This is a genomic window from Paracoccus methylarcula (genome assembly GCF_003007735.2).
Taxonomy (GTDB): domain Bacteria; phylum Pseudomonadota; class Alphaproteobacteria; order Rhodobacterales; family Rhodobacteraceae; genus Paracoccus; species Paracoccus methylarcula.
This window is the reverse complement of record NZ_PXNQ02000003.1, coordinates 171,016-192,352: the sequence shown is the minus strand read 5'-3', so window position 1 is coordinate 192,352 and position 21,337 is coordinate 171,016. Positions and strand designations below refer to the sequence as shown.

Sequence of the window (21,337 nt, the reverse complement as noted above, 5' to 3'; positions counted from 1 at the left end):
GCGATCCAGCCATCGCCGACTTGATAGATGAGGGCAGGTATATTCTGCGCGTGGCGCGACGATTACGGGGAATATCCGTCAAGCCCGTTGATTGACTGGCTGAAGCGGATCCGGGCAAACCGGTTTGCCCGGTCTCTGGGCCGGACGGGGTTTCATGCTCACCGCCTTGATGGGCTGGTCGTCCTGCATGGGGGCGCTTGCCACGGCCCGCGCTTGGCGTGCGGCGCCTTTTGACGTGGTGCGCCATAAGTCAGCCAGAGAACCGAGAGCGACCACAAGGCCAGGACAACCAGGAAATCGATGCCCAGCTTGCGCAGGAAGAACTGATCGGGCGGATTCTGTTGCAGCGCATCGCCGATCACGGACAGAAGAACGCACATGACGAATGACCAGAGCCCGCCGCGCCCGATCTGCTGCAACGCGACACCAGGGCGGCTTGCGGCCAACCGTTCCATCGGGTTGCTCAACGGTACGGCGATCAGCCAGCTGGCGGCGAGGATCGCAAGATAGCGTGTGCCATCCAGGTGCCATTTGACGATGACGCCATAGACCTGTTTCAACGCTTCCCGAACGGGCAGGGCGGTCTCGCCGAACTTGACCGCGATGACGATCGCCGCGCCAAATGTGAACATGCCGATGGAGAGCGCGGTCAACAGGTGCCTGTGGCGCAGCAGGACCGGCATGAAGCGATGCCTGAACAGGGCCATTGCCGTGCCCGTATAGAAAAGCATCTGCCAGCCGAACGGATTGAACAGCAGCCCGTTGCCGCGATGGTTCGGGATCATCTTGTTGAACTCGGGTGCGAACCACCAGGTGATCAGCGATGCCGCGGCGAAAAGCAGAGGCCAGCGAAGCAGGACGGGAACAAGAAGCGGCGCCGAGGCGATGAGAACCACATAGACTGCCAGCACGTCCAGAAGGTTCGGCTGCAGCCACATGGTTGCCAGGGTTCCCAGATATCCGAGCGGGTTCTCGATGACCCAGATCGCATATTGGTTCCAGATCGCGGTATGCTTCATCCCCATCGCCAGGAGCCCGGCCGATAGCAGGGCCATGACGATTCCACCGATCACCAGCGCACGCCAGACCTCGAAGGCGCGGCGGGTGAAGCGCCATTGCGCGGCACGGCGGCCCTGTTTTTCCTCGACCGTCTTCCAGACCAGCCCGACGAGAAACCCGGACAGCAGCACGAAGAGCTCGGCGGCATCGAATACCGCGAAATTTCCGAGCGTGGTCTCGCGCAATACCGAGCGCGGCATGTGATCGACCATGATGCAGACCAGCGCATAGCCGCGCAGCATGTCCAGTGCTATTATTCGTTTCATGCGGGCAGACGGCTCCAAAGTGTCAGCAGGCTCTTGCTGGACACCAACGCATCCGCTTCGGTTTGGTTCAGAAAATCCAATGCCTGCGATTGGCTCGCCGCATTGGCGATCTTGGCTTCGGCGGTGATGCTGGCCAGATTCTCGGCTGCAGGACGATCGATTTCTGCGGGCAGCATGGCGATATGCCGGGCCATGAGCTCGGGGTCCCGGCCAAGGCGAAGGATCGACTCGATCCCGTCGACGGGACGGGGAAGGCGGCGGGTCATTGCCTGCGCATCCGCTATGATCGGCGGCGTTTCACGCTCTTCCGGGGTTACCAGGAGCCCGCGCATGCGGGCCCATCGGCCAAAGACCGGGCTGGCCGAGAGACGCGATGTGAGCGGCGACAGGATCAGCCCGGCAAGGATCGGCGACAGCCAGATCAATTGCTGGGGCGAAAACTCCGCCAGCACGATCAATGTCCCCAGGCCCAGGACGACATGGGCCCAGTGGCGGCTCAGCACGACGCGCCAGGCGGGCATCGATCCGGCACGGGTCTGTGCCTTCCATCCGCTGTCCCGGCCGCAAAGGATCTCGTAGATCTGCCGTGTCTGGGTCAGCATCTGCACCGGAGCGATCAGGGCCGAGAGTATGACCTCGAACAGCGCGCTGGCGAAGATATGCACCGGACCGCCCGAATTCTTCGCCAGCGGGCGGGACCATGCGCGAAGGATGCCGAAGAGCTTGGGCAGCAACAGGAGGCCCATGGCGATCGCAAAGAGCCAGAGCATCCGGCGGGAGTCGAAAACCGGCCAGTCGGGGAAAAGCTGGTAGGCGTTCGGGAAATATTCCGGCGTGGACAGAAGCACCGTGGCAGAGAGGACCAGCCCGACAAGGATCAGGGCAAGCCAGATCGGACTCATCAGGAAGCCCAATATGCCGATGGCGAAATGCGCCCCGCTGATGGCGCGGGTGCCGCGCATGCCGATCAGGCTGAGATGCTGGAGATTGCCCTGGGCCCAACGCCGCTCACGCACCGCCATGTCCAGCAATGTCGGCGGGCAGCCCTCGTAGCTGCCGCGCAGATCGTAATCCAGCCGGACCTTCCAGCCCGCCCGGCACAATGCCGCCGCCTCGACGAAGTCATGGCTGAGGATCGAGCCGCCAAAGGGGGCCTTGCCGGGCAGTCTCGGCAAGCCGCAGCATTGCGCGAAGGCGCTGATGCGGATGATCGCGTTATGTCCCCAGTAGTTTCCGGTATTCCCGGACCAGGCCGCGACTCCGCGGGCGATCATCGGGCCATAGACGCGGCCCGCGAATTGGGTCAGGCGGGCAAAGATCGTCTCTCCACCAATCAGCACCGGCATGGTCTGGATCAGCCCGAGGTCGGGCGAGGCCTCCATCCGGGCCGACAGGGCCCTGACGGTTTCCCCGCTCAGCACGCTGTCTGCATCCAGGACCACCATCTGATCGTAGCGACCGCCCCATCTGCGCAGGAACTCGGCGATATTTCCGGATTTGCGGTCGGTATTCGTTTCCCGCCGCCGATACCAGAAGGGCAGGGGGGACATCTCGCGCGCGGCGGCGACCGCCAGCGTTTCGTTTACCGCCACCGCCGGATCGCGTGTGTCCGACAGCACGAAAATCTCTGCCCTGTCCGCCATGCCCTCCTGTTCAAGCTCGCGCGCCAGCGCCGTCAGCAGCCCGATACTGGTCGAGGCGTCCTCGTGGTAGATTGGCATGACCACCGCGACTTTCGCCTTGCCGGGCTGGGCCGGGGTTCCGGGACGGGGGGCGAGCGGGCCGGCAAGCGTGGCGCAGAAGCTGAAGCCGATCCAGGCGAATGTCGGCACGAAAAGCGCAAGCAGCATCAACTGCATCGGTGTCGGCTTGTCCCCGAACGCGGTCAGCATCTGGAAGAAACCGAACGCGGCCAGGGCGATGGTGCCGCCGAAAGCGACCGTTCTGGCCAGCCAGACCCGCAATCCGTCGCGGCTGCGGCGCGGGCCGGCGGGGGGCGGTGCACGGAAATCCTGCACCGGCATGTCCAACGGCGCTTCGGGCGGCATCGGGGATGGCGCGAGATGCTCTTGCGCGGCGATGGCGATCATACTGTCCAACGTGTCATCCAGGTTTCGCTGAGCGCGACACCGTCCTTGCTGGTCAGCACGGCCTGAAGATCGGCCAATTGCGCATTGCCGGGTTCGTATTCGAAGGCCAGCCGCAGGACTTGCTGATCCGGCAGGGGCTTCAGATAGGCATGGACGATGTCGCCTGTCGAAGTGGTCACCTTGGATTCGGGCATCTCTTCCGTGAAGAGCGGCAGGTCGAAATCCACGATGAAGCTGCGCATGCTGTCTGAATTGATCGACCGGCCGGATCGCACCTGCCGGATCTTCGCAAGCGGCAGGTCGTTGGGCGGCAGCGCGGCAAAGCTGAGCCGATAGCTGAATTCATGCCGCTTGTCTTTCACCATCGGCTCCTTCGGGACCCAGTAGCTGACGATATTGTCGTTGAACTCGTTTTCGACCGGGATCTCGACCAGCCGGATTTCGCCCTCGCCCCATGCTCCCTCCGGCTCGATCCAGGCCGAGGGGCGCAGATGATACAGGGCCTCTGCATCCTCGTAATCCTCGAAATCGCGCTTGCGCTGGATCAGGCCGAATCCCCTGGGATCGCGGTCGACGAATGATGCGATCTGCAATTTCGCAGGCGAAGACAGGCTGCGCCACAAAGCCTGCCCGGCACCCGTATGCATTTGCAGCCCGTCGCTGTCATGGACGGCGGGACGATAATCATCCACCCCGCGCCGCCCGGCCGGACCGAACCAGAACATCGACGTCAGGGGTGCTAGGCCGGTCTCGCGCAGGTCGACCCGGGGGAATAGCGCGACCCGGGTCTTCATCATGGTGACAGCACCGGGATTGACGTCGAACTGGTAGGCCCCGGTCACGGATTTGCTGTCAAGCATCGCGTGAATGCGGATCGAGCCGGTGGTCTCGGTCGGTTCATGAATCCAGAAATCGGTGAAAAGCGGGAACTCCTCGCCATCGGGGCTGCCGGTCTTGATGGCGAGTCCGCGCCCGGAAAGCCCGTAAAGCGTCCCCCGCGCCACGGCGCGGAAATATGTGGCGCCCTGGAAGACCAGGAATTCGTCCATCACGCCCGGCTTGTTCAGCATCGTGCGCAGGCGAAATCCCGACCATCCCATATCGCCCCTGGTTTCCAGATCGGCGCCGTCGGGGAAATGCGACGGATCGAATTCCAGCATATGCGGATCAAAGCCCAGCTTTTGCGGCACTCCGTTACGGACAATGCTGATATTCACCGGCTCGTAGAAGATCGCCCCCGGTGGCAGGAGATCCAGGGCGAATCCTCCGCTCCCCTTCAGCGGATCCATCTCGGGGCGGAACCGGATTGCCCGATATTGATCGTAGTTCAGATCGGCAAAACTGCGACCTGTTCCGCGACCGGCTGCGTATAGACGCGCGTCGCCCGGTCCGCCGCAAGCGCCGCGACCTCTTCGAATCCGAAGACATCAGGCATCGGAGACGGCCCTTCGGCCGCGCCGCCCTGGGCTTGCGCCTTGGTGGCCACGATCTGGCCTCCGACAGCCAGCGCACTGGCGGCATTAAGAAATTGTCTGCGCTTCATGAGTGGATTTCGATGCCAAAAACCTGATTATCATACGGACACCGCCGCATTGCAGCAAGCTGTATAGGCGGTAACGCGCTGGTCTGCCAGCGAGTTTCCGTGCCGTGGGCCTGGAAGAGAATAACCTGACGTCGTTTTGCATGGAAGCGGGGCAGGTTCACTTATTGGCGCGCGAGCCATTCGGTGATGGGACGGCGCAAATTGGTCAGTCCCGAGTCCTGGGCGTCATCGATGACCTGGCGCAATTCGCTGATCGAAACGCGGCGGATCAGGTGCTTGACCGGCCCGATCGAGGCCGGGCGCATGGAGAGCCGCCTGATGCCCAGGGCGGCGAATGTCAGCGCCTCGATCGGACGGCCCGCATCCTCGCCGCAGAAAGAGAGCGGCACGCGTGCCTCTTCGCAGCGCGCGACGATCTGCCGAAGCAGCATCAGGAAAGACGCGCTGAGCGTATCGTAGCGCCGGCGTACACGCTCGTTCTCGCGGTCGGCGGCGAAGAAGAATTGCTTCAGGTCGTTGCCGCCGATCGAGATGAAGTCGCACATCTCGAAGAATCGCTTGGGTGCAAAGGCCAGCGCGGGCGTTTCCAGCATCGCCCCCACCCGGATATCGCTGGGCATGTCATGGCCCAATCGCTGTTCGCGGGCCAGTTCATGCATCAGGATGCGATAGGCGGCCTCGTATTCGGTGATATCGGAAATGAAGGGGAACATCACATGCAGGGGGCATCCCGCCGAAGCGCGGATAAGCGATTGCAACTGCATCCGCAGCACGCCGCGCTTGTCCAGGCCCACGCGGATGGCGCGCCAGCCCATCGCCGGATTTGGTTCGTCCTGTGGCTTCATGTAGGGCAGCACCTTGTCCGAACCGATATCCAGCGTGCGGAACATGACCGGTTTGCCCTTGGCGCTGTCGATGACATGGCGGTAAAGCCTTGCCAGCTCCGCCCGGCGGGGCACATGGTTGCGGATCAGGAACTGCAATTCGGTCCGGAACAGCCCCACGCCCTCGGCGCCCGATCCTTCCAGCGAGGGCAGGTCGGCCATCAACCCGGCATTCATGTAAAGCTGTATCGTCGTGCCGCAGGTACCGGTGGCGGGCAGGTTGCGCAGGCTGGCATAGCGGTCCTGTGCCTCGGCCTGCATGGCAAGGTTGTCGCGGAAGGCGGCGGCGACGCTCTCCTCGGGACGCAGATGCACGATGCCCTGATCCCCATCGACCAGGATCGGATCGCCGTTCAGCGCCTCGGCGGTGATGCGGCTGGTATGGATGACCAGCGGTATGGCAAGCGCCCGCGCCACGATGGCGGCATGGCTGCCGACCGAGCCCTCTTCCAGCACCACGCCCTTCAGCTTGCGGCCATATTCCAGCAGTTCCGCCGGGCCGATATTGCGGGCGACCAGGATCGGGTCGTCGGGCATTTCGGCGCCGGTATTGCTGCCCTGGCCGGTCAGGATCCGCAGCAATCGATTCGACAGATCATCCAGATCGTGCAGCCGGTCGCGCAGATAGGGATCGGCGGACATCTCCAGCCGCGCACGCGCGGCGGATTGCTCTTTCTCGATCGCGGCCTCCGCCGAAAGGCCCAGCTTGATGTCCTCTTCCATCCGGCGCAGCAACTGCGTGAATGGGCGAACATCCGGTAGGTTTCCAGCACGGCGGTATGTTCGCCGCCGCCCCCCATGTCGGCTGCGGCGACCATGGTATCGACTGTCTCGCGCAGCCGGTTCACGCCGTCATGCAGGCGCTGCAGTTCCGTCTCGGGATCGTCGCCGACCGGATTGGCGATCACCACCCGTGGATCATGCAGCCAGACATGCCCCTCGGCAGCGCCTTCCTGTCCGGTGCCGCCGCGGAACATCAGCGGAAAGCGATGGGCCAGGGGCATGCTGTCGGACTGGCTGCCCTGAAAGGCGCCAAGCTCGGTCATCTCGGCCAGCACCATGGCGACGACCTCAAGGCCGTAAACCTCGTCATCGCTGAACAGCCGCTTGTCCTGCGACTGGACGACCAGCACCCCGAGCCGCTCGCCCACGCGCTGGATCGGGACACCCAGGAAACTGGGGAACACTTCCTCGCCGGTTTCGGGCATGAAGCGGAAACCGGGAGCCGAGGGGGCGTCGGCGGTATTCACGTAACGTCCGGTGCGGGCGACGCGCCCGACCAGGCCTTCGCCCAAGCGCAGCCTTGTCTGGTGGACGGCCTCGCTGCGCAGCCCTTCGGTGGCGCAGAGCTCCAGCGTTTCGGCATCGCGGAACAGGTAGATCGAACAGACCTGCGTGCCCATCGAATCGGCGATATGATGGGTGATCTGATCCAACCGGTCCTGCCCGCCTCCGGGAGCGGCAAGAATTTCCTTGAGCCGCCTCAGCAGCTTGCGTGAATCGCTTTCGTTACGGTCCGGCATCGCGCCCCTGTCTTTTCTGCCGCGATGGCCCTTTGGGCCGTTCTCCGGATCTTGCGCCCGGTTTGTTGTCAGGCCGCTTCGAGCCCGAAGGCATCATGCAACGCCTGCACCGCGAGTTCCATATATTTGCGGTCGATCAACACCGAAATCTTGATCTCGCTGGTGGCGATGACCTTGATGTTGATATTTTCATCAGCCAGCGCCTTGAACATCCGGGCCGCAACGCCCGTATGGCTGCGCATGCCGATACCGACGACACTGACCTTGGCGGTTTCGGTGTCCACGATCAATTCGTCATATGAGATATGGCCCGCCGCGCGTGCTTCTTCCATGGCGCGCTTGGCGCGCTCGACCTGATTGACCGGGACCGAAAAGGTCATGTCGGTCACCGATCCGGGGTGATCGTCATAATCCTTTTCGGATATGTTCTGCACGATCATGTCTACATTCACGCCGGCATCGGCCAGCGGCGCGAAGATCGCGGCGGATATGCCCGGCCGATCCTCGACGGTGACGAGGGTGATCTTGGCCTCTTCCCGCGAATAGGCGACCCCGTTTACGACTTTCGATTCCATGATTTCATCCTCATCGCAGACCAGCGTGCCGGAATTCTCGTCGGTATCCTCGAAAGAGGATAGCACGCGCAGCCGGACCTTGTAGCGCATTGCCAGCTCGACCGAGCGGGTCTGCAGCACCTTTGCCCCCAGGCTGGCCAGTTCAAGCATTTCCTCGAAGGCGATCTTTTCCAGCTTGCGCGCTTTCGAGGTGATGCGCGGATCGGTGGTATAGATGCCATCGACATCGGTATAGATATCGCAGCGCTCGGCCTCGAAGGCGGCGGCAAAGGCGACGGCGGTGGTATCCGAGCCGCCACGCCCCAGGGTCGTGATCCGCCCGTCAGGTCCCAGCCCCTGGAAACCCGCCACTACGGCGACCTTGAAGCTTCCTGGAACTTGCGGTCGATATTGTCGCGCGGAATCTCCACGAAACGCGCTGCCGAATGGGCGTCGGTGGTGTTGATCGGCACCTGCCAGCCCTGCCAGCTGCGCGCGGGCACGCCCATTTCCTGCAATGTCAGGGCCATCAGCCCGGCGGTCACGTTCTCGCCCGAGCTTACCACCGCGTCATATTCGCGCGCATCGAATAGCGGCGAGGTCTGCTCGACCCATCCGACCAGTTCGTTGGTCCGGCCCGACATGGCGCTGACGATTACGATGACGTCATAGCCGCGCTCGACCTCGCGCTGAACCTTCTGGGCGGCATTCCCGATCCGCTCCAGGTCGGCCACGGAAGTGCCGCCGAATTTCATTACCAGAAGCGGCATTGCGGGCCTCCAGCCTCAGACTTGTCCATCGGCGCGGCTTTTATGAGTGAGCAGGGGAAACCGCAAGAGGAGATGCAACCGGCATGTCCCGTGGCCGCATGTCGCATGCGACGTCAATTCGCCTTCTGGCGCGGGATGAAGGGCAACGGGGCGACCGGCACGCCATCTTCGATCAGCTTTCGGGCATCCTCCGGTTTCGCCTCGCCGTGAATCGCGCGGCCGGGACGTTCGCCTTCATGCATGGCGCGCGCTTCGTCGGCAAAGCGCAGCCCAACGTAATCGGAATTCTTTTCGATATGTTCGCGCAGCTTTTCCAGCGCGGCCTCTGATGGATTGCGCGGAGCGTCCAGGGGCCGTTTCTGCTCGACGGGCACCGAGGGGGTCATCAACGCCTTCTCCACGCTGGTCGAGCCGCATTGCGCACAAGTGACCTGGCCGGCATCCCGCATCGTCTCGAAACCGTCGGACGAGCGGAACCAGCCGTCGAAATCGTGGCCTTTGTCACAGCGCAACGCATAGCGGATCATGCGAAAACCTCATTCATGTTCCTTCTATATCGTGTCATCGCCCGGTTTTGGCAAGTTCTCCGAGCCGGGCAAGCAATGCCGTCGGATCGCCAGCCCGCTCGGTCAGCACATCCCGGGCGTTTTGGCCCATCCTGCGGGCGGCGGAACGATCGCCTGCCAGCCGGATCAGCTCGGTCGCCAGGGTCTCACCGTCGATCTCGACCGCCCCGCCCGCCGAGGCGAGGGCGTCATAGCTGTCGGCGTGATTGGCGATATGCGGGCCATGCAGGATCGCACAGCGATAGGCTGCGGGTTCCCACGGCGTATGGCCGCCATTATCCGTCAGCGACCCGCCGACGAGGCAGATTCCCGCCCGCGCATACCAGCGCGGCATCTCGCCCAGGGTATCCGCCAGCAGGAGCGGCGCGTCCTGGGCGCCATCGGAGCGCCGCCGGACATCCAGCCCGCGCGCCGCGATCAGCGCCGCGATGTCGTCGCCGCGCTGTGGATGGCGTGGCGCGAGAATCAGGCGCAGACCGGGGTGAGCGGCCCGTGCCGCCAGCCAATTGTCCAGAATCGGCGCATCCTCGCCTTCATGGGTCGAGGCGGCCAGAAGGACAAGATCACGCGCGGGATCGTCAGCGGGGGGGGCGACTTGCGCCGGTGACAGCAGTTTTAGGTCCAATCGCGGCAGGATCGCCGCATCCGGCAGGCCCAGGCCGCGCAGCCGCGCCTCGCTCCCGCTGTCCTGGGCCGAGAAGGCGGCAATCCGTCCCAGCATCGGTGTGATCACATTGCGCAACCGGCTCCATTTGGCCGCCGACCGCTCGGACATCCGCGCTCCGATCATCGCCTGCGCGATGTTCCGATCTGCCAGCACGCGAGAGCGCAACGGCCAGAACTCGCCTTCGATCGTCAGCGCCAGCCGGGGCTGGACGGCATCCAGGAACCGGCTGAGCGATCCCGGCATGTCCAGCGGAGCCAATCTTGCAGGCAGCCCCCACCCGGCAACCATGTCGCGCCCGGTCACGCTGTTCGCGGTGACTTGCAGTTCGAACTCGGCGGCCAGCGCCTCGATCACCGGGCGGCCCGAGGTCAACTCGCCCACCGAAGCGCCATGCACCCAGATATCGGCACGGCCGGGCACCCGATCCAGGACAAGCCTCTCGCGCAGGTTCCCTGATCCGCCGAGGTGCGCGCGCAATCGCAGGAAGGCTTCGGCCAATCGGGAGGTTGCGGTGTAAATCATCGGAAGCCCTCGGCTGATACTGGAGGTGGGTACCGGAATCGAACCGGTCTTCACGGATTTGCAATCCGGTGCGTAACCACTCCGCCAACCCACCGCCGTCGAGAGTGCGTTCGGGATAAAGGATCGCTGCGCGCCGCGCAAGACTGGAATGACCGCCGTTGCTCACCTACATGAAACGTGGCAATAAGCCCCAGAAGCAGGTCGAGCAGAGGTTCCGACAATGACCGATTTTGCCGCGCGCCGCACCGTGATGGTGGATACCCAGGTTCGCCCCAACGATGTGACCAAGTTCCCGGTGATCGAAGCCATGCTGGCGATTCCCCGTGAAGAATTCGTCCCGGCGCCTCTGCGCGCCGTCGCCTATTCGGGCGAGAATCTCGCCATCGGTGAAAACAGGGTCATGCTTGAGCCGCGGACATTGGCCAAGCTGGTGGACGGGCTGGATATCCAGCCCGGTGATCTGGTCCTGGATCTGGCCTGCGGCTATGGATATTCCGCCGCGGTCGTCGCACGGATGGCCGAAGCCGTCGTTGCCGTGGAAGACGACGAAACCATGGCGGCCGAGGCCGAGAAACGGCTTGCCGACGCGAATGTGTTCAATGTCGCGACGCTTCATGGCGACCTGACCAAGGGAGAGCCCAGGCAAGGTCCCTATGACGTCATCCTGATCGAAGGCGCGGTCGAGGACGTGCCCTCGGCCATCCTGGAGCAGTTGAAGGAAGGGGGACGGATCGGTGCCCTCTTCATGGAAGGTTCGCTTGGCGTGGCCCGAATCGGATATCGCCTGAACGGCCGGGTGAACTGGCGCTATGCATTCAATGCGCATGCGCCGGTGCTCAAGGCTTTCACGAAGGAACGGGGATTCAGCCTGTGAAGCATCTGACGAGTTTCAAACGCATGGCAGCCGCTGCGGCGCTGTCTGTGGTTGCCGCATTGCCTGCGGGCGCGCAATCACTGGCGGACACCATGGTCTCAGCTTATCGTCATTCCGCGCTGATGGAGCAGAACCGCGCCGTTCTGCGGGCCGCCGACGAAGATGTCGCCAATGCCGTGGCCCAGCTTCGGCCGATATTGCAATGGGTCGCCAGTCATCAGGTTTCCCGGATCGAGGGCAACCACGGCAGCACGCGCTCCAGCGCGCTGGCCCTGCGGGCCGAGATACCACTCTACGATTGGGGGCGCTCGCAATTGGCGATCGATTCCGCCAAGGAGCAGGTTCTGGCGACCCGGCAGGCGCTGGTCGGGGTCGAGCAGGACGTGCTCCTTGGGGCGACCCAGGCCTTCTTCGATGTTCGCCGGGCCACCGAACAGGTTTCCCTGCAAGAGAACTCGGTCCGGGTGATCGGGCAGGAACGCCAGGCCGCGCAGGATCGTTTCGAAGTCGGTGAGATCACGGTGACCGATGTGTCCTTGGCCGAGGCCCGGCTGGCTGCGACGCGGGCAGCCCTGGCCGCCGCCGAAGGCGATCTCGAGGTGGCGCGGGAACAATATCTGGCCTCGACCGGCAAGAAACCCGGCCAGCTATCCGCTCCTCCACCCCTGCCCAAGCTGCCCGCCAATCTGGAGGCAGCCCGCTCCATCGCGCAAAAGAACCACCCGGCGATCAAGCAGGCGCAGCGATCCGCTGCGGCTGCCGAATTGGGCGTGGCCGCGGCGGCAGCGGAACGCAATCCGACCCTGTCCGGCACGGCGCAGGCGGGTGTTGGCCGCGATATCATTCAGGGCTCCCGCGATTACGACACCCGGCTGAACGGATCGGTCGGACTGGAACTGAGCCAGACCATCTATTCCGGCGGACGCCTGCCGGCTGCGCATCGCAAGGCGATGGCCGCGCGGGACGAGGCCCGGGCCGCGCTTCTGAGCGTTGCGAGGGATATCAATCAGCAGGTCGGGACAGCCTGGGCCAATATCGACGTGGCGCGCGCGCAGATCGGATCGATCAACGAACAGATTTCCGCCGCCCAGCAAGCCTATGACGGGGTCCGCGAAGAGGCTCAGCTTGGTGCCCGCACGACGCTGGACGTGCTGGACGCCGAACAGTCCCTGCTTGAGGCGCGGGCTGACAAGATCACGGCGGAAGCCAATCTGCAATTAGCACATTATCAACTTCTGGCCGCTATGGGTCTGCTTACGGTAGAAAACCTTAAGCTCGGGATTCCCACATATGACCCGTCCCAATATTACAACGCGGTGCGCGATGCGCCCTTTACCAGCAAGCAGGGCGAAAGCCTGGATCGCGTGCTGCGCGCCATCGGCCGCGACAACTGACAATTCGGCCATGGGGGTGACCCATGGCTGAAACACGGTTACTGGCGGGGTTCCCCGCAGAATCGGGTTGGCGATGAAATTGTCGAGGCGGCAGAAACGGGCCGCATCCCGGTATTCCAATGATCACGCCGAGGCGACGGCAGACCTGCCGCATGGCGGCTCGACCGGCGACTTGGACAAGAGTGCCAACCCGGGTCAGCGCCTCTGGCCGGGAAAGAAGGCGTCGGTCCGGGATATGCTCGCCGCCCTCCCTGAACCGCCGGCTATCGCTGACGACATGCGACCCGATGATATTGGCAACCCCGTCGCAGCGCCGCAAGAGTCACCGGATTCTTCCAGAACTGCCGAAAGAAGCACTTCATCGCAAAGCGATGAGAGCAGCAACGCTCACCCGTCGGATGCGGGTGCCGTGGATGACGTCACTGACATAGGAAAGGAAAAGCAGATGCAGACGGCAGAAGAACTCAAACCGTTCTCCGATAGCGGAATCGCAGAGAAGGTTGACCTGCGCCTCGACGATTTGGTCAAGTCCGACAGCGCGCAGGACAAGGAACAGGCGCTGACGCCCGGCGGGCTTGGATCGCTTTTCGGTCCGATCATCGAAGATGAGGTCAAGGGCGTTCGCAGCCAGATCCGCGAAATGATCCAGGGCGAGCTGCAGGGAGAGCTTGGCCAACGCTTCTCTCGCAACCTGCGGATCGTCATCCGGCGTGAGATCGCAGCGGCGGTCGAGGATCAGTTCGATCGCGTCTGAAGCGAGAAAACCGCTCGACCGGCCATCCTGGCGAAAACCATATGGCCGGTCATTGACCTGCGGTCAGCGCAGGTAACCCTCGGGATCGACGCTGTCGAATCCGCGGCGGACCTCGAAATGGACCACGCCGGACTCTCCGGCTGTTCCCATCGCCTGCCCGCTGCTGACGCTGTCTCCCTTGGAAACATTCAGCCCGTCCAGCCCTGTATAGACGGTCATCAACCCGTCATCGTGCCGGACGACGACGATTGGCACGCCTTTCGTGTCGCGGGTGATCGCCGCGACTTTCCCGGATCCCGCCGCCTTGACCTGTGTTCCGCTTGGTGCGGAAATGTCGATCCCGTCATTCTTGCCCTTCTCGTAGACGCGGATGATCGAGCCCGAGACAGGCATGTTGAAACGCCCGTTGCCCGAGGCCGCGGTCCGGGTTGCGCCAAGATCCGGAGCGTCGGCTTCGGGGCCGGGCTCCGAAGCGGGCGCGGTATCCTCATCCGGCAGGGGCTGGGCGGCGGAAGGCGGACGCGGGGTCGGGCTGCCGGAACCCGGAGGCGTCGTGGCCTGCGCGGCGTTGGGCGCAGGCTGACCGGCCACCGGGATGATCAGCCTCTGACCGACCCGCAGCCGCATATCGGATGGCAACCCGTTCCACGAGGCGAGATCCTGGACATTGACACCGTATTTCCGCGCGATCGACCAGGCGGTTTCCCCGGAGGCGACCTGGTGCTGCCGGGGCTGCTGGCCCTTGGCCGTGGTTTGCTGGCTTGAAGCGGCGCCCTTGTCACGGCCCGGCACATCGGGTTTGGCGATGCCCTGACCCGCGAACGGATCGGTGACCTGCCCGGTGCTGCTGACGATGCCGCCCTGGACCGGGGTTCCGCCCGCAACACGGCGCGGCAGGACCAGAACAGCCCCTCGCTGCAACGAGGCGTTGGCGGGCAACGCATTGTGACGCGCCAGTTCATCCGCCCCCAGCCCCAATCTCGACGCGATGCTGGCCGGGGTATCGCCCGCCTTGGCCACCGCAACCTGGTAATCGCGGAAGGAAATCAATCCGCGACTGTCGGGATTCGGGCGCGGCACGGCCTTGGCGGCCGCATCGGCGGTGTTGAGCGCACCGGGAACCCAGCCACGCAGATCGGGATCAAATCCATTGGGGCCGCAGGACGCGAGCAGCGCGATTGTCCCTGCCGCACTGGCCAGAAGCCTGAAATTTCTGCTCATTCCGATATCCTTAACCTGTAACTGCCCGGCCGGGGGTCATGTCTGGCCCAACCCCTCGACCAGCGGCACGAACCGCACCTGCCGCAGCTCGTCGTAATCGAACCCGGTTTCGGACCGGGTCACGCGGATCAATGTCTGCACCGCGTCCGACTGCCCGACAGGCACCACCATGATACCGCCGATCTTGAGCTGTGCCAATAACGGACCTGGCGGATCCTCGGCCGCAGCAGTCACCAGGATGCGGTCGAAGGGCGCCTGGTCGGGCAGCCCGCGAGAACCATCGGCCACCTGCGCGGTGATATTCGGCAGCCCGAGATCGTGAAAGATCGCCTCGGCCTCCTGCACCAGCCGGCGGTGGCGGTCGACGGTATAGACGCGGCGGCACAGCCCGGCCAGCACCGCCGCCTGGTATCCCGAACCGGTGCCCACCTCCAGCACCGTGTCGCGCGGCCCCGGATTGAGCGCCTGTGTCATCAGCCCGACCACCGAGGGCTGGCTGATCGTCTGGCCGCAGGGAATGGGCAGCGGCGTGTCGTCATAGGCGCGGTCCGCGAATTGCCCGCGCACGAAGATGCCGCGGTCGATCCGTTCCATCGCCGCCAGGACACGGGGATCAGTCACCCCGCGCGAGCGCAACTGGAAAAGAAAGCGCATCTTGCGTTCCGCCGGGCTGTCCTGATGATCCTCGTCGCTCATCTGACTGGATCGGCCTCCTGCAATTGGCCGTCCCGGTCCAGCGCCTCCGAGAGCCGTTCCAGCGAGGCGTGACAGGTCAGGTCGGCCCGCATCGGCGTGACCGACACGAAGCCCGCCATGTTCATCGCCACATCGCTGCCCTCGTTGGCCGGAGCCTGCTGCGATCCACCCTGGGCCCACATGAAGCGCCTGCCGTTCGGCGCTGTATAGGGCACCACGCTGAAACGCGAATCCTTCCGCCGCCCCTGTGGGGCGACCCGGATGCCGCGCACGCCCAAGGCCGGTTTCGCGGGGAAATTCACGTTGTAGAACAGCCGGAAATCGTCGCTCGAATTCCAGTCGCCATGATCCAGTAGCTGGCGCACCACCGCCGCACCATGGCGGCGCGACGCCTCGAAGGGGTCGGCCAGGCCGACGGTCTCGGGGCCCAGATATTGCGACAGGGCGACAGCCGGGAGTCCCTGCAAGGCCGCCTCCATCGCGCCGCCGATCGTGCCGGAATACATCGCGTTCTCGCCTGCGTTATTGCCACGGTTCACCCCGGACAATACCAGATCGGGCAGGGCGTCGGCCATCACGTCCGAAATCGCGGCCAGCACGCAATCGGCGGGGCTGCCCTCGGTCGCGTATCGGCGCTCTTCCAGTCGGGCGACCATGGTGGGATGCGAATAGCTGATGCAATGCGCCACCCCGGATTGCTCGAAAGCGGGGGCCACGGTCCAGACCTCGCCCGAGGGACCGGCGATCTCGGCGGCGATCTCTGCCAGCACCTCCAGGCCCGGAGCGTTGATGCCGTCGTCATTGGTGATGAGAATGCGCATTGCGGTTCCGTTCACGCGCTGTTGTTTCATCTCCCTGCTTATCCCTGTGCCGGATGGGCTTCAACCCATTGGCGGCTGACCGAAAGTGGTTTGACGCGAACGGCCCGCCGTTGCATCCTGAGGCAACTTGCCCGATAGCGCGTGACATGCAGATTTTTCTTCCCATCGCCGAGGTATCCGTCAACGCTTTCACCCTGGTCGGGCTTGGCGGCCTTGTCGGGCTGATGAGCGGGCTTTTCGGCGTGGGCGGCGGCTTCCTGATCACGCCGCTGCTGTTCTTCATCGGCATCCCCCCGGCCATCGCCGTGGCCACGGGCGCCAACCAGGTCGTGGCATCCTCGGTTTCCGGCGTGCTCGCCCATGTCAAGCGCAAGACAGTCGATTTCCGGATGGGGGGCGTGCTGCTGGCTGGCGGCCTGGTCGGATCGGGGCTGGGTGTGTGGGTGTTCACCATCCTGCAGGAAGTCGGGCAGGTCGATCTGGTCGTGCAGCTTTGCTATGTCGTGTTCCTGGGCCTGATCGGTGCGATGATGCTGCAGGAAAGCATCCGCGCGCTGCGCCGGTCCAAGAATCCCACCTATCGCAAGCGGTCGCACCAGCATATGTGGGTGCATCGCTGGCCCGCCAAGATGAAGTTCCGCGCCTCGGGGCTGTATATCAGCGTCATTCCCCCGCTGCTGGTCGGGGTGGCCGTCGGTGTGCTGGCCGCCATCATGGGGGTGGGCGGCGGATTCATCATGGTTCCCGCGATGATCTACCTGCTCGGCGTGCCGACCAAGGTCGTCGTCGGCACCTCGCTGTTCCAGATTACCTTCGTCACCGCCTTCACGACGGTGATGCATGCGGTCAGCTACAATACCGTGGATATCATGCTGGCCGTTCTGCTGATCGTGGGCGGGGTGATCGGCGCGCAGATCGGCACCACCCTGGGCGCGCGCCTGAGGGCCGAGCAGTTGCGGATCCTGCTGGCGCTGCTGGTGCTTCTGGTCTGCGGCAAGCTGGCGCTGGATCTGTTCCTGCGTCCGGACGAGCTTTACTCGATCACCACGGAGGCGCGGTGATGCGGGTAGTCCTGACGGTCCTTCTGGCGCTGTGGCTGACCGGAGGACCGGCGGTGGCGCAGACGGGCGAAGAGCCGGCGCCTGTTTCCGAAACCGGCGAGGTTATTCCGACATTCCCGGACCCGTCACAGCGGCAGCGCGTGATCGCCGCGATCGCCAAGCGCAAGGAGCAACCGGCCGAGCAGGTCGTGGCCGGGCTGTCCAGGGACTCGGTGGCGATCACGGCGAGTTTCGACGGCTCCGAGATCCTGATCTATGGCGCGATCAAGCGCGAGACGCCGATCCCGGACGGCCCGCCATTGCAGATCATCGTCACTGTCGAGGCGCCTTCGCGTCCGCTGACGATCTGGCGCAAGGAACGCAAGGCGGGCATCTGGATCAACACCGAGAAAGTCGAGATCGGTGCCGCGCCGGGGTTCTACGCCGTTGCGACCTCGGGGCCGATGAATGACATCCTGCAAGAGGATTGGGATCGCCGCTACCGGATATCCTTGCCGCTGGCGCTCAGGGCCTATGCCGGGAAACTGGCCGTCGAAGACGCGGTGCCTTTTACCGAGGCACTGATCCGCCTGCGCGAGAGCAACGGGCTGTATCGGCTCGATGAGGGAAGTGTGAAGCTGGTTGACCAGACGCTGTTCCGCGCCGATGTGCGCCTGCCCGCCAACCTGATCGAGGGCGATTACAAGACCCGGATCTTCCTGCTGCGCGATGGGCAGGTCATGGATGTCTATCGCGCACCGATCGAGGTGCGCAAGGTCGGCCTTGAACGCTGGCTCTATCGCTTGGCCTTCGACCAGCCGCTGATCTACGGGCTGATGTCGCTTGCCGTTGCCGTGATCGCCGGATGGGGCGCCTCTGCCGCTTTCCGCAAGCTGCGCCGCGCCTGAATCGTATGTTGGGTGGTCCGGTTTCGGACCCGACCGGGAAAGGGAATGGTTTGCGTCCCGCGATGGCCGGGGGGCTGCCTGCCCCCCGGCGCCCCCCGGGGATATGTTGCATGAAGAAGAAGGGGCGCATCGAGTTTCGTGACAAGGTGGCGGTCCCTATCGGCTGCCTCAGTATGTTTTTCGTACTAAACTCTGCGCGATAGTTTCCGGCTACAGCTTGGCATACCGCGTGACTCGAACGAATGACCGTAATTCATCACGCAACGCGCGCTACCTGTGTACGGGCTGTGTACGGGCTGTGCCGTCGAAATCCCAGCATTTGCTGGCTGAAGCGGTTATGTGTTGCGTTGGCGTGCCGATGCAACGCACGCATCCTGTCGCAACTCCCTCCGGCCGGTTCCGCGGATCCCATTCCGGGGGGGCGGTCAACCGAAACGCAGCGGGCCCCGTGTTTCCACGGGCCCGCGCCCTCCCGGGTCGCAGGCCGGTTCCCTCCACTGAACCGGGCCTGCTCGGGTATGGTGATTACTTCCGGATCAGTTCGGCCTGGCGCACGATCACCTCTGCCTGCTTGATCGAGGCGATGTCGACCAGCCGCCCCTTGTAGACCGTGGCTCCGGCGCCGGAACGCTTGGCCTCTTCCATCGCGGCAAGGATTTCACGGGCTTCGGTCACGGCCTCGTCCGATGGCGAAAAGACCTCGTTGGCCAGGGCGATCTGGCTGGGATGGATCGCCCATTTGCCGACCATCCCCAGGGTTGCCGAGCGCCGGGCCTGGGCCATGAAGCCTTCCTTGTCGCTGAAATCGCCAAAGGGGCCGTCGACGGGCAGCACCCCATGCGTGCGGCAGGCCGCGACGATCTTGGCCTGCGCCCAATGCCACGGATCGGACCAGTAGTTCTGACCCTCGCGATGCATGTAGTAATTTTCCTGCGTCCCGCCGATGCCGGTCGTGGCCATGCCCATCGAGGCGGCGAAATCCGCGGCACCGAGCTGACCGCCTGCATGCGCGGGGAAGCCGAGGCGATCTCTTCGACATGGCAGATGCCTGCGGCGCTTTCGATGATGACCTCGAAGCCAAGCGGCTTTTCACGGGCCTTCGCGCGTTCGATCGCGGTCACCAGCGCATCGACTGCGTAGATGTCCGAGGCGTTGCCGACCTTGGGGATCATGATCAGGTCAAGGCGTTCGCTTGCCTGTTCCATCAGGTCCACCACGTCGCGATACCAACAGGGCGTGTCCAGCCCGTTGATCCGCACCGACAGGGTCTTGTCGCCCCAATCGATATCCCCGATCGCCTGGATGGTCTGCTTGCGCGCGTTGTCCTTGTCGTCGGGAGCGACCGAATCCTCGAGATCGATATTGATCACATCGGCATCGGACTTGGCCATCTTCTCGAACAGTGCCACCCGCGAACCCGGGCCGAACAATTGGCAGCGGTTGAGGCGGGCAGGGGGCTGAGGTTGAAGGCGAAAGCTCATTGCGAATCCTTGGCGTTCGGTGAAACGATGTTGCGTGACCGTTTAGCGCAGCCCTTCGCGGTCATCAAGCCGGGTTTTTGCACCGCAGCATTGCGGTTCCGTCGGATTGTCGTGCTTGACGCTGTGCCGCTTTCGGCGCAGGACCGGGGAAATCGGCCGGAACGGAGGAAAAGGCATGGCGCGGACCGTATATGTGAATGGCGAATATCTGCCCGAGGATCAGGCCACGGTCTCGATCTTCGACCGGGGTTTCCTGATGGCCGATGCCGTCTACGAGGTGGTCAGCGTCCTGGACGGAAAACTGCTGGATTTCGCTGGCCACATGGCGCGGCTCACCCGTTCCCTTGAGGCGCTGGAAATGGACAACCCGTTGTCCGAGGATGAATATCTCGACGCGCATCGGCAATTGGTCGAGCGCAACGGGATCACCGACGGGCTGGTCTATCTGCAGGTTTCTCGCGGCAATCCCGGTGATCGCGATTTCGCCTATCCGCCGAAGGGAACGGTTCCGACCACGGTCATGTTCACGCAGGCGAAGCCCGGCCTGGCGGATGCCCCGGCTGCCCGAACCGGCTGGAAGATCGTCAGTGTCGAGGATCAGCGTTGGGGCCGCCGCGACATCAAGACGGTTCAGCTTCTCTACCCGTCGATGGCCAAGATGGAGGCCAAGGCGCGCGGTGCCGACGATGCCTGGCTGATCGAGGACGGGAAGGTGACCGAGGGCACCTCGAACAACGCCTACATCGTCAAGGACGGCAAGATCATCACGCGTGAACTGAGCCACGACATCCTGCACGGGATCACGCGCGCCGCCGTGCTGCGCTTTGCCCGCGAGGCGCAGATGCAGGTCGAGGAACGCAGCTTTACCCTGGCCGAGGCGCAGGCGGCGGCGGAGGCCTTCGTGACCTCGGCCTCGGCCTTCGTGATGCCGGTGGTCGAGATCGACGGCACATCGGTGGGGGGCGGCAAGGTCGGTCCCGTGGCAACCCGCCTGCGCGAAATCTATCTGGAGGAGAGCCGCAAGACGGCGATCTGATCCATCCGGATTTGCCTCCGGCCTCCATGGGCGGCAGGTCCGGCGCTTGCCGCGGCCAGGCACAGGCAAACGGGAAATGTTCCCGGCATATCTATTCCCCCCTGAGCAAGTGCGGCCCGCAGCGAGGCGAGCCGCACCGATTTCCGAGACAGGTCTACTCTGCCGCTCCGATCGCGGTCAGGCCGGCAATGGCACAATTGGCGTCAATATCGCCCGAGGGTGCGCCACCGACACCGATGCCACCGACCAGCGCATCGCCAAGCTTGATCGGCAGGCCGCCAGCCTGGATGACCATCCGCGCATCCATGTCGCGCAGCCCGTCATTGGCGGGTTGCGAGGCGATGAACTCGGCGAGGCCAGCCGTATCGCGCCCCATGGCGGCGGAAGTGAAAGCCTTGCCGGTTGCGCTCGACGCGGTGTGGGGGCCGGAATTGTCGGCTTTCAGCAGCACCTTGGTCGAACCGTCACGCGCCACGATGGCGACGCTGACATTATGACCCTCGGCAATGCAGGCGTTCAGCGCGGCGTCCGCTGCCTGGGTCGCCAGTTCCAGCGGCAGGTAAGGCGCGGTGGGCAGCTCCTGCGCGGCGGCTGCCAGAGGGGTCAGAACTGCGGTCGCGAAAACGAGGTTGCGGATCATGATGGTTTCCTTTCCAGTTTGTGGAAAG

Annotated in this window: 16 protein-coding genes, 1 tRNA gene and 3 pseudogenes; 6 read left to right on the top strand and 14 right to left on the bottom strand. The window is 64.1% G+C overall.

All coding sequences use genetic code 11. The features are described from left to right. Window positions 1–158 precede the first annotated feature (158 nt). The 9 genes and pseudogenes from opgC to A7A09_RS06375 all read right to left on the bottom strand — a co-directional run bounded on the left by opgC (window position 159) and on the right by A7A09_RS06375 (window position 10,538). The gene (gene opgC / locus A7A09_RS06410) at window positions 159–1,325 is read right to left on the bottom strand and encodes an OpgC domain-containing protein (protein WP_106690590.1); all 1,167 of its coding nucleotides are present in this window, start codon (window positions 1,323–1,325) and stop codon (window positions 159–161) included. Further along, window positions 1,322–3,415: a glucans biosynthesis glucosyltransferase MdoH gene (mdoH, locus tag A7A09_RS06405; RefSeq protein WP_106690589.1), complete on the bottom strand. Its 2,094-nt coding sequence runs from the start codon at window positions 3,413–3,415 to the stop codon at window positions 1,322–1,324. The genes opgC and mdoH overlap by 4 nt, the downstream gene beginning before the upstream one ends. Next, on the bottom strand, window positions 3,412–4,704 hold the full coding sequence (locus A7A09_RS06400) for an OpgD/OpgG family glucan biosynthesis protein (RefSeq protein WP_245999184.1): 1,293 nt from the start codon (window positions 4,702–4,704) through the stop codon (window positions 3,412–3,414). Before A7A09_RS06400 ends, mdoH begins: the two co-directional genes overlap by 4 nt. A 38-nt stretch (window positions 4,705–4,742) precedes the next feature. Next, a complete protein-coding gene (locus A7A09_RS21370) occupies window positions 4,743–4,958 on the bottom strand; it encodes a hypothetical protein (RefSeq protein WP_245999182.1) in 216 nt (71 codons plus the stop codon). A 161-nt stretch (window positions 4,959–5,119) separates the two neighbouring features. Continuing rightward, window positions 5,120–7,365: pseudogene (gene ptsP, locus A7A09_RS06395) on the bottom strand (phosphoenolpyruvate--protein phosphotransferase). A gap of 68 nt (window positions 7,366–7,433) precedes the next feature. After that, window positions 7,434–8,689 (bottom strand): annotated as a pseudogene (locus tag A7A09_RS06390) (aspartate kinase). A gap of 113 nt (window positions 8,690–8,802) precedes the next feature. After that, window positions 8,803–9,216, bottom strand: coding sequence for a DUF1178 family protein (locus tag A7A09_RS06385; RefSeq protein ID WP_106690588.1), 414 nt, complete (start codon window positions 9,214–9,216; stop codon window positions 8,803–8,805). 34 nt (window positions 9,217–9,250) lie between these two features. Next, window positions 9,251–10,444: a 3-deoxy-D-manno-octulosonic acid transferase gene (locus tag A7A09_RS06380; RefSeq protein WP_106690587.1), complete on the bottom strand. Its 1,194-nt coding sequence runs from the start codon at window positions 10,442–10,444 to the stop codon at window positions 9,251–9,253. 20 nt (window positions 10,445–10,464) lie between these two features. Continuing rightward, window positions 10,465–10,538 (bottom strand) — tRNA-Cys (locus A7A09_RS06375). Window positions 10,539–10,664: 126 nt separating this feature from the next. On the opposite strand from A7A09_RS06375, the gene A7A09_RS06370 reads away from it, so the two are divergent. The 3 genes from A7A09_RS06370 (at window position 10,665) to A7A09_RS06360 (ending at window position 13,466) form a co-directional block, all read left to right on the top strand. Beyond that, window positions 10,665–11,318: a protein-L-isoaspartate O-methyltransferase family protein gene (locus A7A09_RS06370; protein ID WP_106690586.1), complete on the top strand. Its 654-nt coding sequence runs from the start codon at window positions 10,665–10,667 to the stop codon at window positions 11,316–11,318. 23 nt (window positions 11,319–11,341) lie between these two features. Next, complete coding sequence (locus tag A7A09_RS06365) at window positions 11,342–12,712, top strand: TolC family outer membrane protein (protein ID WP_106690783.1); 1,371 nt, start codon at window positions 11,342–11,344, stop codon at window positions 12,710–12,712. A gap of 67 nt (window positions 12,713–12,779) precedes the next feature. Continuing rightward, a complete protein-coding gene (locus A7A09_RS06360; RefSeq protein ID WP_148043615.1) occupies window positions 12,780–13,466 on the top strand; it encodes a hypothetical protein in 687 nt (228 codons plus the stop codon). A 63-nt stretch (window positions 13,467–13,529) separates the two neighbouring features. Here the strand turns inward: A7A09_RS06360 and A7A09_RS06355 are convergent, their stop codons facing one another. Genes A7A09_RS06355 through surE form a run of 3 tightly spaced genes read right to left on the bottom strand, consistent with a single transcriptional unit; the run spans window position 13,530 to window position 16,204 of the window. Beyond that, window positions 13,530–14,687, bottom strand: a complete 1,158-nt coding sequence (locus A7A09_RS06355) for a LysM peptidoglycan-binding domain-containing protein (protein WP_106690584.1) — start codon at window positions 14,685–14,687, stop codon at window positions 13,530–13,532. Between the two features lie 36 nt (window positions 14,688–14,723). Next, window positions 14,724–15,383: a protein-L-isoaspartate(D-aspartate) O-methyltransferase gene (locus A7A09_RS06350; protein ID WP_106690583.1), complete on the bottom strand. Its 660-nt coding sequence runs from the start codon at window positions 15,381–15,383 to the stop codon at window positions 14,724–14,726. Continuing rightward, window positions 15,380–16,204, bottom strand: a complete 825-nt coding sequence (gene surE / locus A7A09_RS06345; protein WP_106690782.1) for a 5'/3'-nucleotidase SurE — start codon at window positions 16,202–16,204, stop codon at window positions 15,380–15,382. Before surE ends, A7A09_RS06350 begins: the two co-directional genes overlap by 4 nt. 146 nt (window positions 16,205–16,350) lie before the next feature. On the opposite strand from surE, the gene A7A09_RS06340 reads away from it, so the two are divergent. After that, complete coding sequence (locus A7A09_RS06340) at window positions 16,351–17,265, top strand: sulfite exporter TauE/SafE family protein (RefSeq protein ID WP_106690582.1); 915 nt, start codon at window positions 16,351–16,353, stop codon at window positions 17,263–17,265. Continuing rightward, on the top strand, window positions 17,265–18,152 hold the full coding sequence (locus A7A09_RS06335; protein WP_106690581.1) for a TIGR02186 family protein: 888 nt from the start codon (window positions 17,265–17,267) through the stop codon (window positions 18,150–18,152). Before A7A09_RS06340 ends, A7A09_RS06335 begins: the two co-directional genes overlap by 1 nt. A gap of 525 nt (window positions 18,153–18,677) precedes the next feature. Here the strand turns inward: A7A09_RS06335 and A7A09_RS06330 are convergent. Beyond that, window positions 18,678–19,633: pseudogene (locus A7A09_RS06330) on the bottom strand (L-malyl-CoA/beta-methylmalyl-CoA lyase). Between the two features lie 175 nt (window positions 19,634–19,808). Between A7A09_RS06330 and A7A09_RS06325 the strand changes: the two are divergent. Further along, entirely contained in the window at window positions 19,809–20,669 is an 861-nt protein-coding gene (locus tag A7A09_RS06325) for a D-amino-acid transaminase (RefSeq protein WP_106690580.1), read from the top strand. Between the two features lie 154 nt (window positions 20,670–20,823). Here A7A09_RS06325 and A7A09_RS06320 read toward each other — a convergent pair whose 3' ends face one another. Next, window positions 20,824–21,309: a GlcG/HbpS family heme-binding protein gene (locus tag A7A09_RS06320; RefSeq protein ID WP_106690579.1), complete on the bottom strand. Its 486-nt coding sequence runs from the start codon at window positions 21,307–21,309 to the stop codon at window positions 20,824–20,826. Window positions 21,310–21,337 lie beyond the last annotated feature (28 nt).